Origin of the sequence: Bacillus sp. NSP9.1, assembly GCF_000465465.2 — a bacterium.
In the GTDB taxonomy this organism is placed as follows: domain Bacteria; phylum Bacillota; class Bacilli; order Bacillales; family Bacillaceae; genus Bacillus; species Bacillus sonorensis_A.
On record NZ_CP048273.1, the window covers coordinates 245797 to 262175 of the forward strand.

Below are 16379 nucleotides of genomic sequence, written 5' to 3' on the forward strand. Positions count from 1 at the left end.
AAGAGTCCAAATTTGGAGAGACTCTAAAAACTACTTTTATGTGGATTGTGATTTAGTTGAATATGGAAAATGTTTTGTGAAAAGATAGTCAAATGTGGCAGAGAAAGTTGGGTGGCCGCCAACTTTCTCTGGTTTTTAACAGTTTGGTGCAATTCGTGGATTAACCGAACCAGCAGTTTTCAGTTGTTTTGAATTCACCTGCTGCAAATTCGGCATCGCCATGCGGAGCAAATTGGAGAGCGCCAGTGATGACAACGCCTGCAATCGCCAGGCCTAAAAGCCATTTCTTCATGGGGCAAGTTCCTCCTTTCTTGTTTGAATGTGGTCGAAGGCAATAATGCCTTCGTCAAAGTACTTTGCCGCTTGATTAAGACAATTCTTGCTTTTGAAGTATCTGGCCGCATTGATGGCCAGGTCTGCCGCGTCTGACCAAAGATTCTTGCTTCTAAGCATATCCAAGCCTTTGTCGAGCAGTGCTTCGTCTTGCTCTTTATAAATGGAATTAATCACCAGAAGCTTGGCTTTATATGTTTTTTCATCCAACTCTGCTGCAAGGCCGGCCGCTTTTTTGTACCATCCTGTTGCTTCTTCGATCAGACCTTTTTTGAATAAAACTCTTGCCAACATGTAGGAAGTTCTGAGTGTGGAGAGTTTGGAGTGAAGCTGTTCTAAGATGCCGAAGGCTGATGCGAACGCTTTTAGGGCCGGATCAAGCTTTTCCTGTCTTTCATAGCAGATTCCAAGGTTATGATATCCAAGGGCCTCTGCATACAGCTGCTTGGTGTCCGCCGCCATGTTGATCGCTTTTTGAAACAGCGCTTCAGCCGATTCATACTTGAATAGATCCAGCTTGTTCGCCGCGATGATCATTTGGGTGGAGGCGGCCCTGTGCTCGTAATGTTCAATCGCCAAAAAGCTTTCCAGCGCTTTTTCCGCGTGATTGATCGAGAAGAAGTTTTGTCTGATTTCATAGTAAGCAATGGACAGTTGATAGTGAAATTCGGCTATTTCGATTTCATCAGGGATTTTGTGGAGCGACTGCTCGGCGATTTTGTAAAAGTTAATGGCAGTGGTGAAATTTTTTTGATAAAACTCGTACATACCGCCGAAAAAGTAGAAATAGTATTGGAGCATATTGTCCGTTCCGATTTCTTCCGGTGTTTTTCTCATGTTTTGCAAAAGCGTCCCGGATTCCTCGTATCGTTCAGTCAACAGCTTAAATCGCGAATCAATGAGATTGAAGTACAAAAGCACATCCTGATTTTCTTCCATCGTTTCCAGCGTTCTTTTGATTTCTTCCCTCATCGCGGCCGCTTCGGCAATATGATTCTGCCTGATCAGCCCATACCATTGATTTAAGCTGTTTCCCACTGCTTCGAATGCAATTTTTGCCGCCACTCTAATACCCTCCGTTCACCAATATCATCCCCGTCCTACAATATCCATTTTATCATAATATTGGTATGTTGATAGTTATAAAGAGTACAAGTTTACTGTAGTCAACAAGTTACAGAAATAAGTTTGCTGGGAAATTATGATCATTCAACTTAAATTTATAATATAATAAAGAATACCAATGAAAGGGAAAGATGGAGGGTTTTATGGAGATATCCACAACAATAATTAAAGACCATCAAGATTGGACAGATCGAATATCAGATTGGAAATTGGTTATACATCAAGAGAATAATGAACTCTACATTAAAGTGACTTTAAAAACAGGAGGATATCAGTACTGGAGTTTAGAAAGGTGCAGAATCAAACCTGTCCGTAAAATAACAATCGGAGAAAACGAACAGGTTTTTTTAAAGCAAGAGATCAAACAGGGAATTGAAAGTATAGTAGTTTACGGTGAAAAGTATGCGATTGTGACTTTTAAAAATAGTAAACGATCTTATAATTATTATTTAAAAGATGTTACAAAGGTTAAAACTGGTAATGAACGATTTAAGAGCTATATAGATTATTTTAGATATGTGGCTGAAGAAAAAGATAAAACGCCAAATGATATTCCTCCTCTAAAACGTCAATTTGAAGCGTTAAATATCAGATTAGATAGCGCTCTTTATGCGTATTTTGAAAAAAAGAGCAAGGTTCTTGGAGAAACTCATAACATTATTTTTCCATTCGGTCTGAATTTAAGTCAAATTCAAGCAATAGAGTCTGCTTTTTCTTCGCAGATTAGTGTCATAGAAGGGCCGCCCGGAACAGGTAAAACACAAACGATCTTAAACCTTATTGCTAACATCATGATGAAAGGTCAAACAGCAGCCGTTGTTTCAAACAATAATGCAGCTGTTTCTAATGTGAAGGAAAAGTTGGAGAAAGCAGGTTTCAGTTTTCTTATGGCTTCCTTAGGAAACAAAGAAAATCAGAAACAATTCTTCAATCAGTTATCTCAAGTCCCCGAGGATATTAATGATTGGTCAATTGAACCAGAAAAGGAAGCTGAGCTATTACATAATATTATTGAAGATACAGCACTTATTAAAGATCTTTTTCATCTTCAAAACCGACAAGCTATTTTAAAACAACAGATAAAAGATCTTAAAACGGAAAGAGTGTACTACAAAGAACACATGAGAACACAAGAACGTTTAGACCCTAAACTGCTCCCGTTCTATAGCTTTGATAATTCAAAGATCTTAAATTTTATGGTGGATGAGGTGATGAATAGTGAGAAGAGAATGACATTTTTTAAAAAGATGAAATATCTACTTTATTATGGTTTATATGATTTCAAACTGATGGGAGATAGTTTGCAAAAGCAGAAAGTACTCACAGAACTACAGTATAAATTCTATAATCAAAAATTAATAGAACTTGAAAGTGAACTTGAGCAAGTGAATAAAACATTGGGGACAAAAAACTTTAAAGAAATCAATAAGCGAATTCAGGATCATTCTGTTTTATATTTTAAGGGTAAAATCCACCAAGCTCAAAAAAGAGATTTTTTGCTTCATTTTGATCAAAAAAATTATAAACGTTCATCAAATTTTAATATCTTCAAAAAGAGGTTTCCAATTGTATTAAGTACTGCTTTTTCTTTAATGGATTCAATTCCAAGAGGTTTTTTATTTGATTATTTAATCATTGACGAAGCATCCCAGTTAGAGCTGGTTCCAGGTATTCTTGCATTAAGCTGTGCTAAAAATGTGATCATTGTCGGAGATACAAAACAGCTCCCACATATTCCAGATCAAAAAATCTCTTCCGGAACGATGGGAATTGAACCTTGCTTTGACTATGCAAAACATAGTATGCTTCACTCGGTTTTAGAAGTATTTAAAAAAAACATTCCTGTTACTTTGTTGAAAGAGCATTATCGATGTCATCCGATGATTATTAAGTTTTGTAACGAGCGGTATTATAATGGTGAGCTGATACCATTAACTAAAACTGATGATAAAAGTGAGCCATCAATTGTTCTTATTAAGACCGCTAAGGGGAATCATATGCGTTTTTATGGGAACGGAGGACGTTATAATGTACGTGAAATAGAGTCATTACAAGAAGAGGCAATAAGAGATTTGACTTTTTCAAACGATTATCAAGACATTGGTTTTATTGCGCCATACAATGGGCAAATCAATGCTGCAAATGAATATATGAAGAAAAAAATTATAAAAAACACCGTACATAAGTTTCAGGGGCGGGAATGTGACGGAATCATCTTTTCAACTGTTCTTGATAAAAAAGCCAGTAAAAAAGATATTGAATTTGTGGACGATGCTGCCTTAATCAATGTAGCTGTTTCTAGAGCAAAAAAGAGATTTGTTTTAGTTTCTAATGTTGATATTTTCAAAAGGAGCAATAAAGAAATTTCTGAGTTAATACGCTATATGGAATATTATACTGAGTTCAGTCTTTATCATGAGAGTCAAGTTATTTCAGTTTTTGATTTATTATACAAAGAGTTTTCTGAAGTCCTTCTTGATAGGGAAAGAAAGCTAAAGGACAGTGATTCTAAATTTAAATCTGAACGGATTATTGCCAGTCTGTTAAGGGACATATTTGACGAGGAAGATAAGTATAAAAAATTTAGTTTTAAAAGAGAGTATCGCTTGAAGGATTTGATCAGGAAGACATCCCATTTAAGTTCGGAAGAGCAAAAGTTTATACAAACTTCGGCACGCTGTGATTTCCTCATTCATTATAAAATGGGGAATGAACCTGCAGGAGTGATTGAAGTAGACGGTTCGGCATATCACAATAGATCGAATAAGGAGCAACTTAGACGAGATTCATTGAAGGATTCAATTCTTAGAAAATCAGATATACCCCTCCTTAGATTAAAAACAATTGAGAGTGACGAAAATAATAAAATTAAAGAGTTTTTAAATTCAATTTTAACAAATGGCTAAAAAACAACTGTTAGTATTCGCGAGTTTTTTGAATTTTAGGCTACAGCAGTTTGGAAAAAGGGGAAGCTTTATTTAAAGTTCATCTGGATGAAAAAGGCCCTCAGCCTATATAATATGGATTAAAACGGTTCTCTAAAGGGGAGGCACGTGATGGACAAGGAAAAACAGCAATTGAGCATTGAAGCGGCCAGGCTTTACTATCAGTCGGATTATAGCCAGCAGCAAATCGCCGAGCAGCTTGAGATTTCAAGGCCGACTGTATCGAGGCTGCTTCAGTATGCAAAGGAAAAGGGGTATGTCCAGATTCGCGTCATGGATCCGTTTGAGGACATGAATGCGCTCGGTGCGATGCTTGAAGAAAAATACGGGCTGCTTGAAGCGCACGTCGTCTTTTCGCCGACCTCCGACTATACGACCATCACGCATTATCTGAGCCGCTTCGGCGCCGAATACATGCATGGAGCCGTCAAGGACGGCGACATCGTCGGCGTCAGCTGGGGAACGACGATGTATCAGATCGCGCAAAATCTCCACGCCAAGCAGGTGAAAGGCGTCGAAGTCGTTCAGCTGAAAGGCGGTATCAGCCACTCGAATGTCAATACCTATTCGTCTGAAACGATTCAGCTGTTTGCCGAGGCCTTTCAGACAATGCCGAGATACCTTCCGCTGCCGGTTGTGTTTGACAACGCCGAGGTCAAGCAGATGGTTGAGCAGGACAGGCATATCAAACGGATCATGGAAATGGGCAGGCAGGCGAACATCGCCATTTTTACGGTCGGGACGGTTCGGGATGAAGCCCTTTTGTTCAGGCTCGGCTACTTTAATGATCAGGAAAAAGAGCTCTTGAAATCATGCGGAGTCGGCGATATTTGCTCGCGCTTTTTTGATGCGGACGGAAAGATCTGCAGCGATGCGATCAATTCCCGGACAATCGGTGTCGAACTTGCTGATCTCAGGCAGAAAGAACGGTCGATTCTTGTTGCCGGCGGCATCCGCAAAACGGCCGCCATCCACGGCGCGCTCAATGGGAAATATGCCAATGTCCTGATTATCGATCAGCATACGGCAAAAGAACTGTTAAAAGATTGAATTGTCCAAGGTGAACAGCCTGGATTTTACTTTATTTTCTAGTGAACAAAAGTTCACATCATAATTTACATTTGTTCAGAAATCGGTTATGCTGAAACTATCTTAAAACAAAGGAAGTGCTTGTATATGGAGATTGCAAAAATCATTGATCATACAGCATTGAAACCGCATACACAAAAAGGAGAAATCAAAAAGCTGATCGAAGAAGCGAAAGCGTACCAATTCGCTTCCGTCTGCGTCAATCCAACATGGGTCGAGTTCGCCGCGAAAGAGCTTGCGGGAACGGAAATTGACGTTTGCACTGTCATCGGTTTCCCGCTTGGCGCCAATACGACGGAAACAAAAGCGTTCGAGACAAAAGACGCGATTGCAAAAGGAGCGACAGAGGTTGACATGGTGATCAACATTGCCGCGTTAAAAGACGGCGACGATGATTTTGTACAAGCCGATATCCGCGGAGTGGTGGAAGCGGCCGAAGGAAAAGCGCTTGTCAAAGTGATTATTGAAACATGTCTGCTCACAGATGAAGAAAAAGAACGCGCATGCCGCTTGGCTGTCGCGGCCGGAGCCGATTTTGTGAAAACCTCAACGGGATTCTCCACAGGCGGTGCGACAGCGGAAGACATTGCTTTAATGCGGAAAACCGTCGGACCTGATATTGGGGTGAAAGCATCCGGAGGTATTCGCACTAAAGAGGATGTAGAAAACATGATCTCAGCCGGAGCAAGCCGAATCGGGGCGAGCGCAGGAGTTTCCATCGTCAGCGGAGCGGAAGGAAAAAGCGGAGACAACTATTAAGTTCGGGATAAGCGGGAAGCTTTAGCTTCCCGTATATTGACGCAAAGATTGTAAGCGAATTCATCCTCGGGAGGATCAACATATGAAGTATCTCATCGGGATCATAGGATTAATTGTTATTTTAGGTATGGCATGGCTGTTCAGCAACGGGAAAAAAGGAGTCAAGTATCGTCCGGTTATCGTCATGATCGTACTGCAATTTGTACTAGGATATATCTTGTTGAACACAGGCGTCGGAAACTACCTTGTCGGCGGATTTGCGAAAGGGTTCAGCTATTTGCTTGAATACGCAGCTGAAGGTGTGAACTTTGTGTTCGGCGGGCTTGTGAATGTGAATGAGTCCACATTCTTCATGAGCGTGCTGCTGCCTATTGTATTTATTTCTGCTTTAATTGGAATTCTGCAATATTGGAGAATCCTTCCGTTTATAATAAAATATATTGGTCTGGCGCTCAGCAAAGTCAACGGGATGGGAAAACTTGAATCCTACAATGCCGTGGCATCGGCGATTTTAGGCCAATCAGAAGTATTCATCTCATTAAAAAAACAATTGGGCATGCTGCCTAAGCACAGACTTTATACACTGTGCGCTTCAGCGATGTCCACCGTATCGATGTCTATCGTCGGCTCCTACATGACGATGCTGAAACCGGAGTATGTCGTCACAGCACTCGTTTTAAACTTGTTCGGCGGGTTTATCATCGCCTCGATCATAAATCCTTATGAGGTGGATCAAGAACATGATATGGTAGAAGTGCAGGAAGAGGAAAAGCAATCCTTTTTCGAGATGCTCGGCGAATATATTATGGACGGCTTTAAAGTTGCGGTTGTCGTGGCGGCCATGTTGATCGGCTTTGTGGCGATCATCGCAATGATCAACGGTATTTTCAATGCCGTACTGGGGATATCTTTCCAAGAACTGCTCGGATATGTGTTTGCGCCGTTTGCTTTCTTGATGGGTATTCCATGGAATGAAGCCGTGAATGCCGGAAGCATCATGGCGACGAAAATGGTATCGAACGAGTTTGTCGCCATGCAGACGCTCGCACAAGGCGGACTCCATTTCAGCGGCCGCACGGAAGCGATTGTTTCCGTATTCCTCGTCTCTTTTGCCAACTTCTCATCCATCGGCATCATTGCCGGCGCTGTGAAAGGGCTGAATGAGAAACAAGGAAATGTCGTTGCCCGCTTCGGGTTGAAGCTTTTGTACGGGGCCACACTCGTCAGTTTCTTAACAGCTACTGTTGTAGGTTTGATCTATTAAACATTGACGTAAAGGAATGGTGATCACAATGAGAATGGTCGATATCATCACTAAAAAACAAAACGGCAAAGAATTGACGACAGAAGAAATTCAATTCTTCGTCAAAGGCTATACAGATGGAAGCATTCCTGACTATCAAGCAAGCGCGCTTGCCATGGCCATTTATTTTCAAGACATGACAGACAGAGAGCGCGCCGATTTAACGATGGCGATGGTCAATTCCGGGGAGACGATCGACCTCTCCGCCATTGAAGGCATCAAGGTCGATAAGCACTCAACAGGAGGCGTCGGCGACACGACAACGCTTGTGCTCGCACCGCTTGTCGCCGCTCTCGGCGTACCGGTAGCCAAAATGTCAGGACGCGGCCTCGGGCATACAGGCGGGACAATTGACAAGCTGGAAGCGGTAGAAGGGTTTCACGTGGAACTTTCAAAAGACGAGTTCATTGATCTTGTCAACCGCGACAAGGTCGCCGTCATCGGACAAAGCGGGAACTTGACGCCTGCGGATAAAAAACTGTATGCTCTCCGCGATGTGACAGGGACGGTCAATTCAATTCCGCTGATCGCAAGCTCGATCATGAGCAAGAAAATTGCCGCCGGGGCAGACGCCATCGTCCTTGACGTCAAAACAGGCGCCGGCGCATTCATGAAGACGGACGAAGACGCCGTCAACCTTGCAAAAGCGATGGTCCGCATCGGAAACAATGTCGGCCGCCAAACGATGGCTGTCATCTCCGATATGTCTCAGCCGCTTGGATTTGCCATCGGAAACGCACTTGAAGTAAAAGAAGCGATCGACACATTAAAGGGAGAAGGACCGGACGACTTAACCGAGCTTGTCTTAACGTTGGGCAGCCAGATGGTCGTTCTCGCCAAAAAAGCCGAAACACTAGACGAAGCCAGAGAGCAGTTGCTGGAAGTGATGAAAAACGGCAAAGCCCTGCAAAAATTTAAAGACTTCCTGCAAAACCAAGGCGGTGACAGCTCGGTTGCAGATGACCCGGCGAAGCTTCCGCAAGCCGCCTACAAAATCGACGTTCCTGCCAAAGAAGCGGGTGTCGTTTCTGAAATCGTCGCCGACCAAATCGGAGTCGCAGCCATGCTCTTAGGAGCGGGACGCGCTACAAAAGAAGACCAAATCGACCTTGCCGTCGGCATCATGCTCCGCAAAAAAGTCGGTGACACGGTCGAAAAAGGAGAACCTTTGGTCACACTTTACGCCAACCGCGAAAATGTTGATGACGTCATCGCCAAGGTGTATGAAAACATTAATATCGCAGCAAAAGCCGAAGCGCCGAAGCTGGTGCATACGGTGATTACCGAATAGAAGAACATGAGGACAGCACAGGCCTTAAGGGGATGTGCTGTTTTTTTATCTATTCAGCCCCCCGCTCTAAAAAATGGATGCAAGATCAACCATTCAAGACAAGCCTTATTTCCTATTTATCTGTTTTGGTACATATTGTATTATGAAAAAGGTCTCGATTTATAGATTGTGCAAGATCGGAATGTAGGGGAAATTTCACGAAAAAGTGGTCTTTCAACCTGAATGTTAAAAATTATGAACGACTTATGGCGGAGGAACAATTTTATGTTAACGGCGGCTTTTGCAAGTTTGATGATATTTATTCTTACAGGTGTCACATCCTTTTTTTTATATGCACTTCTCTCTTATTTTTTGCTCATGTTGTTGGCAACTGGTGATCCTGCAAGAGATGCCGGGCTGGGATTTGGTTATTTAGGCTTGTTGGCGATATCTTTCTTTTTAGCCGTTATGACGGGATTTGTTTTCGCAGTTGTTTATTTTTGCAAACAGGATTTTAAACAATAGTTTAATTCATGAGGAAATCTTCATACCGGGGTGAATGATATGTCCAACCATGCTGCTAAAATCTCCTCTTTAGAAAGCGATATCTCTTCTCTATTTAGGAAAAGAAAAGGATAACGGATTTATGTTTTCCATGAAAAAAAGCTGTATTTTTTTGTTGAGAAGCAATGCTGTACTCCTGTTGTTAGTGGCACTTTTACTGATAAATATTCCATATTGGAATCAAGATGACAGCGGTATTTCGTTATTTTTATTTATATTTATTGCAGAATGTTTTTTGATTTTACTTTCTTTTGTTTATGGTTTTAAAACAAAAAAAATATATATTAGTCCGAGGACAAATATATTTAAAAAATCAAATCTAATAGTAGGCATTACTACATTCATTGTTTTAAGTTTATTTTTAAGTTTTGTTTTAAGAGAACATATTCCATATCCAAGCGCTTTATTGTATGTGTCGTTGACTATCAATTTTATCATGGCAATATTTTCATTGCTATTTCCTACATGGGTAATAAAACAGTATGAAGTTAATATATATGAAGAACCGGGTGGGTGGATAAACGATTTTTTACGATATTTCTTATTTTTTGCTTGGACAATAAATTACGAAGTTCAGGTTGTTTTAGCCCGTCTTCCTTTTCTTTTGCAGCGTTTAATGGGAATTATTTTCATCATAGCATTAATCTTTTCAATAGCTTCAATAGCCTCTATTTTTTAAACAATTATTTTATAGAAATACTTAAAGTTGTCGTCTCTATCGATTAATTTATTTCATGTTTAATTATCTGAAGTAGTTTGTTTAAGTTTGGACTCCACATTGTTGTAGAGCTTATGTTATTGCATTTTTAGGGGTTGTTTTTATCCAGCCTCTTTTTTAATGCCTTTTAAAATCAAGGAGCCTTAGCGTATAATCACATTCATATACATACGCCATCATTCACTGGAAAACATATGACCAAAAGGAGTCCATTTATGAGCAAAACCAGTTTTAAAAGCTTTAGGTTAAGCGGAGATATCGTGAAAGCCCTCGATCATCTAAGGTATAAGCATCCGACCGCGGTGCAGAGCGAAGTGATCCCCGCGGTGCTTAAAAGTCGGGATGTGATCGTGAAAGCACAGACGGGGAGCGGGAAGACGGCTGCGTTTGGAATTCCGGTTTGCGAGTTGTCGGACTGGGGAGAAAACAAGCCTCAAGCCCTGGTTTTGACACCGACGCGCGAGCTGGCCGCTCAGGTAAAAGAGGATTTGATCAACATCGGCCGCTATAAAAGAATAAAAGTAGCAGCTGTTTACGGAAAATCGTCCTTTGAGCGGCAAAAAACGGAGCTGAAACAAAAATGCCATGTGGTTGTCGGGACTCCGGGCCGTTTATTAGAGCACATTGAAAAAGGAACGCTTCCGCTGGAAAAACTGCAATACCTGATCATCGATGAAGCTGATGAAATGCTGAATATGGGATTTATCGACCAGGTTGAAGCGATCATCCGTCATCTGCCTGATGAACGGCTGACCATGCTGTTTTCAGCGACCTTTCCGGAGGATGTGGAGCACCTTGCCGATCAATATATGAAAAACCCTTTGAAAATCGAGATCAAAGCAAGCGGTATGACAACCGCGGACATTGATCATGCACTGATCATTGTAAACGAACATGACAAATTTTCACTTTTGCGGGATGTTTTAATTACTGAGAACCCGGACAGCTGCATCATGTTTTGCCGCACACAGGAACATGTGAACGAATTGCACCGGCGATTGGCCGGTTTAGGTTATCCCTGCATGAAAATCCATGGCGGAATGTCTCAAGAAGAACGTTTTGCCGTGATGAACCGCTTTAGGCGCGGAGCATTCCGCTATTTGATAGCCACCGATGTGGCGGCAAGGGGTATCGACATTGAGAACATGACACATGTGATCAACTATGACCTTCCATTAGATAAAGAAAGCTATGTGCACCGTACCGGAAGAACGGGACGAGCCGGCAGCCGGGGAAAAGCGGTCACCTTTGCCACACCGTCTGAAAAGAACATCGTGGCGGAAATTGAAGACTATATCGGTTTAGCCATTCCTGTCATCGAGGCTCCGTCAAAAAAAGAAGTGGCGCAAGCAAAAGCGGCGTTTCAACAGAATATCAATAAAAAACCCGAGCTTAAAAAAGATAAGAGTGAATCGTTAAATCAAGCAATCATGAAGCTCTATTTTAATGGGGGAAAGAAGAAGAAATTGAGAGCCGTTGATTTCGTCGGAACGATTGCTAAAATCGATGGTGTGTCTGCGGAAGATATCGGTATTATCACGATTCAAGAGCAATGTTCATTTGTTGAGATATTAAACGGAAAAGGCCCGCTCGTGTTAAATGCGATGAAAGAAACAACCGTCAAAGGGAAATTGTTGAAAGTGCATAAAGCAAGGAAGAGCTAATTTCAGGCTGTCGACTTTGTCGAGAGCCTTTTTGTTCGTAATAAACAACGGATAAGCGGCATATGATGGATTGTCAAAAATGAAAGCGTTTCAAAAGAGAGGAGAACAAATGAAGATGAGTAAGCGTTTCTTTCGGATTCTTGCATTGACTTTCATCATCACTGCCTGTTTAGTGCCAGGCACTGCATTTGCAACATTTCAAAAACCGATTTTTTCCGATGTGACCGTTCATGATCCATCCGTCATCAAGGTCGATGATACGTACTATGTATTCGGCTCGCATTTGGCTTCCGCCAAGTCAGACGACCTTATGCAATGGACGCAGATTTCTTCCAGTGTAAACAACAACAATCCCCTGATTCCGAATGTATATGAAGAATTAAAAGAAACCTTTGAATGGGCGGAAAGCGATACATTGTGGGCGCCGGATGTCACACAGCTTGAGGACGGCAAATTTTATATGTATTACAACGCCTGCCGCGGCGATTCGCCGCGATCGGCCCTCGGTCTGGCCGTCGCCGACGACATCGAAGGCCCGTACAAAAACAAAGGCATATTTTTAAAGTCGGGAATGGACGGAATCAGCAATGACGGCACCCTTTATGACGCGACAAAGCATCCGAATGTCGTCGATCCGCACACATTTTTTGACCGGGACGGAAAACTGTGGATGGTGTACGGCTCCTATTCAGGCGGGATTTTCATTTTAGAAATGGACCGGAAAACCGGACTCCCGCTTCCCGGCCAGGGGTACGGGAAAAAGCTGATTGGCGGCAACCACAGCCGGATTGAAGGTGCATACATTCTCTACAATCCTGAAACACAGTATTACTACCTGTACATGTCCTTCGGGGGACTTGCCGCTGACGGCGGGTACAACATCCGTGTCGCCCGCTCCAAACAGCCGGACGGCCCATACTATGATGCAGAAGGCAATGCGATGATCGATGTTCGCGGCAAAGAAGGCACGCTTTTTGATGACCGTTCCATTGAACCTTACGGCGTCAAGCTCATGGGGAACTTTCAGTTTGAAAATAAAAGCGGCTATGTCTCACCAGGGCATAATTCCGCTTTCTATGATGAAAAAAGCGGCCAATCCTACTTGATTTTCCACACCCGTTTCCCGGAAAGAGGCGAGGAGCATGAAGTCCGCGTCCATCAAATGCTGATGAACAAAGAGGGCTGGCCTGTCGTCGCGCCTCACCGCTATGCGGGAGAAAAGCCCGGGAAGGTGAAAAAAGCGGATGTGATTGGCGATTACGAATTGGTGCGGCACGGCAAAGACATCTCCGCAGACATCAAACAATCAACGGACATTCATTTACATCAGAATGGAAAAGTGTCTGGCGCGGCGACGGGAACATGGAAGAAAACAGGACACAACCGAATTGAACTCAAGATCGACGGAAAACAATACGACGGCGTGTTTCTGCGGCAGTGGGATGCGAGCGCCGGGCGGAAAGTAATGACATTTAGCGCGTTGTCTCGTGAAGGGGATGCGGTTTGGGGAAATAAGGATTAAGATTAGATAAAGTGAGGATAACAAAAAAGCATATACCTATTTAAGGTATGTGCTTTTTTAGATCGGCTTTTATATGGAAAAACCAAATGAATTATACGATAATTAAAGATAAAGTCTTTAAAATAAGTTAATTAAGGGGAATTATTTAAAACGTAATACATAGTTATTCTTATTAAATTCAATTTATTTCCGACATATCTAATGCTGTTGCCATGCATATAGACATTGTCTGAAGCAAGAGGAGTTTAGAATCTATGAAGAAAATAATAACTTTCTTGAAATATAATATAAATAAAATTATCAAAATTTCAAGTTTGGGTTTTTTTTATCTGGTTTTTACACCTTTTTTCTGTGTTCAATACTTAGATAGAAAATTAGGTAACTCTTTTATTGAAGAAATAATAAGAGTATCTTCTTACAGTATATTTTTTTTATTTTTTGTGAGTGTACTTTATTTTCGATTTCAATATTTATTTAAATGTTACAATAATAGTAATAAACTTTTTGATTATTATTACATTGATTATAAAAAAGATTACCATAACAGACTAAAAGAGTTTCAAAATGCTATTATTTCAGCAATATTAATGACAATAAGTATACCTATTCTATTTTTTTTTGATAGCAATGATTATATTGCCCAATTTCCTATATTCATTTTAATTATTTACCTGCTAGGTTCCTTTTGCGTTCACCTCAAAAAAACACATAATATATTTGAAATCATTTTCGGTTATTTTTTGGAGTGGGGATTAAAAATTTCTATAATTACTCAAAGCATAAGTTTGATTTTATCCATTCAAGAAAGAGCGAAATATTGGTTATTTCCAACCGGATTATATAGAATAAATGATAAAAAACTATTGAACATACTACATGATTTATGGGGGTTACTTATATTTACCTTTCTATCATGTTGTTTGTTATTGATTTATATCCTTATATTCCAATCAACATTGAACTTAAAACAGTATCTCAATTATCTTAATATTGCAAGCTCAATTATAGTGATCTTTAATTTTTTAAACTTAGGGGTAAGTATGCTGAGCCACAATCATTTTATTTCTGGACAAGTATCTATATACATTGCTTTTATAAGCTTTCCTATTATATCAACAATACTGATAGCAAAACTAATATTAGAACATGTAAGCAAAAAGGTTGAAGAAAAGGCGATGAAGTATTTTTTAAAAGTTCAAAATTGTATATATGAAGATAATATGGTAACTGAATATGAAGATGACATTTTATTAAACATTAAAAAATCTTGTTTTTATGGAGGGGACTCTTATCGTATTTTATTTTACAACAATCAAAAAACTTATGACATAATTAGAAAGTTAGAATATAAAAAAGATAATACTTCTTTTTGACAGCTAGAGGAATATATTTAATTAACTAGCCGAGGTTTTTATCTCGGCTTTTTTCTATTACCCTTTCATTTTGACGAATCTTTTCCAATTCGGTAACATGAACATGAATTGTTCACTAAGTGTAATATCAAACAAAAAGGATGGAGCGCAATGTGTACAAGTATGACGCTGGCGACTGCCAGTCGGGAGCATTTGTTGGCAAGAACAATGGATTTTGCTTTTCAGCTAGATGGAGAAGTGCTGCTGCATCCGCGGCATTACAAATGGAAAAGCGAAGCGGACGGCAAGGAGCATGAGGGAGGCTATGCGTTTATCGGCATGGGCAGGAAACTGAACAATGCTTTATTCGCCGATGGGGTGAATGAAAAAGGCTTGGCTTGTGCAGCACTTTATTTCCCGGGTTATGCCGTCTATGAAAAAGAGGCGCAGGATCAATATCATAACATCGCGCCGCATGAATTTGTGACATGGGTGCTGTCACAGTGCCGTGATGTGGAAGAAGTGAAAAAAGCTGCCGCTTCGCTTGCCATCGTGGAGAGAGAGGTTGCTTTGCTGAAGACGGTCACTCCGCTTCACTGGATATTATCGGACGGTTCCGGTCGCAGCATTGTTGTTGAACCGACGGCAGCCGGCACCCAAATTCATGACAATCCGGTTGGCGTGCTGACGAACAGCCCGGAATTCCCATGGCATTTGACCAATTTGCGAAACTACATCGGGCTCCGCCCGGGCCAGTTTACCGCAAAAAAAGTGGGAAAGCTGACATTGTCGGCTTTTGGCCAAGGTTCGGGATTAGCGGGTCTGCCGGGAGACTTCACACCGCCATCTCGGTTTGTAAGGGCCGCGTATTTGAAGGAACATATTAAACCGGTTTCCGGCGAGACGGAAGGCGTATCGGCAGCATTTCATATTCTTTCCAATATGAATATCCCGAAAGGAATTGTCATCACAGAGCAGGGAGAAGACGACTATACCCAATACACGGCGGTCATGTGCAGTGAAACGTGCAGCTATTATTATCACCACTACCAAAACAGGCAGATTCAAAAGGTTTGCTTATTAGACGAAGACTTGGATCAGCGCGAATTAAAATCGTTTCCGGCAAACCATGAAGAGGCGATACATTCTCTTCAATCATGACAGAAAGAAGGAACGACATGCAAAACAAAGCAGCAAACAGACTCACCTTATTAGGCATCAGCTTACATATCATTTATTGGTTTATCATTTTATTCGCTTTTTTTCATATCAAACATCAGTTTGATTCTTATGCTGTTTGGAATCCAAATGTCACAGACGGATATGTGCAGGCTGCGACTTTCGTCGACATGCTGAAAATGATGGTTTACTCGGGCACTTTCTTTAATTTAGTCCTCCTTTTCATTTTGATCATGCTGATTGTGATATTAGCGCAGTCGCTTCTTTTTATTGCCCTGGAAATCACGGCCTATATAAAAATCAGAAACAACCCATTTTCTGGTTGGGGAGCTTTTATTTTAGCCATGGGGATTAAAAATATCTTCACAAATCTTTCAGGCATCCCTTTTTTAGTCGCGGGATTTATTCTTCAAAAGGAGAAGAAGCCGGAAGAGGATGAAACAAACGAGCAGCATTATAAAAAACGCCAGAGAACATTATATGCTCAAAGAGCGGTTGGTGTTCGGAAAAGATGGAAAAGAAGACATTATAGATAATTTTGAATAGGGGGGGACAT

Annotated in this window: 14 protein-coding genes; 12 read left to right on the forward strand and 2 right to left on the reverse strand. The window is 41.2% G+C overall.

The annotated features are described in order from the left end of the window. Positions 1-160 precede the first annotated feature (160 nt). Together M654_RS01275 and M654_RS01280 are read right to left on the reverse strand one after the other, a co-directional pair. Positions 161-292, reverse strand: a complete 132-nt coding sequence (locus M654_RS01275) for a Phr family secreted Rap phosphatase inhibitor (protein WP_142246065.1) — start codon at positions 290-292, stop codon at positions 161-163. Further along, the gene (locus M654_RS01280; RefSeq protein ID WP_026589357.1) at positions 289-1398 is read right to left on the reverse strand and encodes a Rap family tetratricopeptide repeat protein; all 1110 of its coding nucleotides are present in this window, start codon (positions 1396-1398) and stop codon (positions 289-291) included. The genes M654_RS01275 and M654_RS01280 overlap by 4 nt, the downstream gene beginning before the upstream one ends. Before the next feature lie 203 nt (positions 1399-1601). Between M654_RS01280 and M654_RS01285 the strand changes: the two genes are divergently transcribed. The 12 genes from M654_RS01285 to M654_RS01340 all read left to right on the forward strand — a co-directional run bounded on the left by M654_RS01285 (position 1602) and on the right by M654_RS01340 (position 16359). After that, the gene (locus M654_RS01285) at positions 1602-4364 is read left to right on the forward strand and encodes an AAA domain-containing protein (protein ID WP_051290446.1); all 2763 of its coding nucleotides are present in this window, start codon (positions 1602-1604) and stop codon (positions 4362-4364) included. Positions 4365-4514: 150 nt separating this feature from the next. Continuing rightward, positions 4515-5453, forward strand: coding sequence for a DNA-binding transcriptional repressor DeoR (locus M654_RS01290; RefSeq protein WP_026589355.1), 939 nt, complete (start codon positions 4515-4517; stop codon positions 5451-5453). A gap of 126 nt (positions 5454-5579) precedes the next feature. Further along, positions 5580-6251: a deoxyribose-phosphate aldolase gene (gene deoC / locus M654_RS01295; protein ID WP_026589354.1), complete on the forward strand. Its 672-nt coding sequence runs from the start codon at positions 5580-5582 to the stop codon at positions 6249-6251. An 82-nt stretch (positions 6252-6333) separates the two neighbouring features. Further along, positions 6334-7515 carry a NupC/NupG family nucleoside CNT transporter gene (locus tag M654_RS01300; RefSeq protein ID WP_026589353.1) on the forward strand — a complete coding sequence of 394 codons (1182 nt, stop codon included), beginning with the start codon at positions 6334-6336 and terminating at the stop codon, positions 7513-7515. A gap of 28 nt (positions 7516-7543) precedes the next feature. Next, positions 7544-8845 carry a pyrimidine-nucleoside phosphorylase gene (locus M654_RS01305; protein ID WP_026589352.1) on the forward strand — a complete coding sequence of 434 codons (1302 nt, stop codon included), beginning with the start codon at positions 7544-7546 and terminating at the stop codon, positions 8843-8845. A 264-nt stretch (positions 8846-9109) separates the two neighbouring features. Further along, positions 9110-9349 (forward strand): hypothetical protein, encoded by a 240-nt coding sequence (locus tag M654_RS01310; protein WP_026589351.1) that lies wholly within the window; start codon positions 9110-9112, stop codon positions 9347-9349. Between the two features lie 121 nt (positions 9350-9470). Continuing rightward, positions 9471-10067, forward strand: a complete 597-nt coding sequence (locus M654_RS01315) for a hypothetical protein (RefSeq protein ID WP_026589350.1) — start codon at positions 9471-9473, stop codon at positions 10065-10067. 254 nt (positions 10068-10321) lie between these two features. Next, positions 10322-11770 carry a DEAD/DEAH box helicase gene (locus M654_RS01320; protein WP_026589349.1) on the forward strand — a complete coding sequence of 483 codons (1449 nt, stop codon included), beginning with the start codon at positions 10322-10324 and terminating at the stop codon, positions 11768-11770. A 115-nt stretch (positions 11771-11885) separates the two neighbouring features. Next, the gene (locus M654_RS01325) at positions 11886-13292 is read left to right on the forward strand and encodes an arabinan endo-1,5-alpha-L-arabinosidase AbnB (protein WP_026589348.1); all 1407 of its coding nucleotides are present in this window, start codon (positions 11886-11888) and stop codon (positions 13290-13292) included. A gap of 254 nt (positions 13293-13546) precedes the next feature. Next, entirely contained in the window at positions 13547-14665 is a 1119-nt protein-coding gene (locus M654_RS01330; protein WP_026589347.1) for a hypothetical protein, read from the forward strand. A gap of 150 nt (positions 14666-14815) precedes the next feature. Then, on the forward strand, positions 14816-15805 hold the full coding sequence (locus M654_RS01335; protein WP_026589346.1) for a choloylglycine hydrolase family protein: 990 nt from the start codon (positions 14816-14818) through the stop codon (positions 15803-15805). A gap of 17 nt (positions 15806-15822) precedes the next feature. Beyond that, on the forward strand, positions 15823-16359 hold the full coding sequence (locus M654_RS01340) for a hypothetical protein (protein ID WP_026589345.1): 537 nt from the start codon (positions 15823-15825) through the stop codon (positions 16357-16359). The last annotated feature ends 20 nt before the right edge of the window (positions 16360-16379 follow it).

Bases quoted from the DNA above. Each gene is read 5' to 3' on its own strand.
- M654_RS01275 (WP_142246065.1), bottom strand. From the start codon at position 292: ATGAAGAAATGGCTTTTAGGCCTGGCGATTGCAGGCGTTGTCATCACT.
- M654_RS01285 (WP_051290446.1), top strand. From the start codon at position 1,602: ATGGAGATATCCACAACAATAATTAAAGACCATCAAGATTGGACAGAT.
- M654_RS01290 (WP_026589355.1), top strand. From the start codon at position 4,515: ATGGACAAGGAAAAACAGCAATTGAGCATTGAAGCGGCCAGGCTTTAC.
- deoC (WP_026589354.1), top strand. From the start codon at position 5,580: ATGGAGATTGCAAAAATCATTGATCATACAGCATTGAAACCGCATACA.
- M654_RS01300 (WP_026589353.1), top strand. From the start codon at position 6,334: ATGAAGTATCTCATCGGGATCATAGGATTAATTGTTATTTTAGGTATG.
- M654_RS01305 (WP_026589352.1), top strand. From the start codon at position 7,544: ATGAGAATGGTCGATATCATCACTAAAAAACAAAACGGCAAAGAATTG.
- M654_RS01310 (WP_026589351.1), top strand. From the start codon at position 9,110: ATGTTAACGGCGGCTTTTGCAAGTTTGATGATATTTATTCTTACAGGT.
- M654_RS01315 (WP_026589350.1), top strand. From the start codon at position 9,471: ATGTTTTCCATGAAAAAAAGCTGTATTTTTTTGTTGAGAAGCAATGCT.
- M654_RS01320 (WP_026589349.1), top strand. From the start codon at position 10,322: ATGAGCAAAACCAGTTTTAAAAGCTTTAGGTTAAGCGGAGATATCGTG.
- M654_RS01325 (WP_026589348.1), top strand. From the start codon at position 11,886: ATGAGTAAGCGTTTCTTTCGGATTCTTGCATTGACTTTCATCATCACT.
- M654_RS01330 (WP_026589347.1), top strand. From the start codon at position 13,547: ATGAAGAAAATAATAACTTTCTTGAAATATAATATAAATAAAATTATC.
- M654_RS01335 (WP_026589346.1), top strand. From the start codon at position 14,816: ATGTGTACAAGTATGACGCTGGCGACTGCCAGTCGGGAGCATTTGTTG.
- M654_RS01340 (WP_026589345.1), top strand. From the start codon at position 15,823: ATGCAAAACAAAGCAGCAAACAGACTCACCTTATTAGGCATCAGCTTA.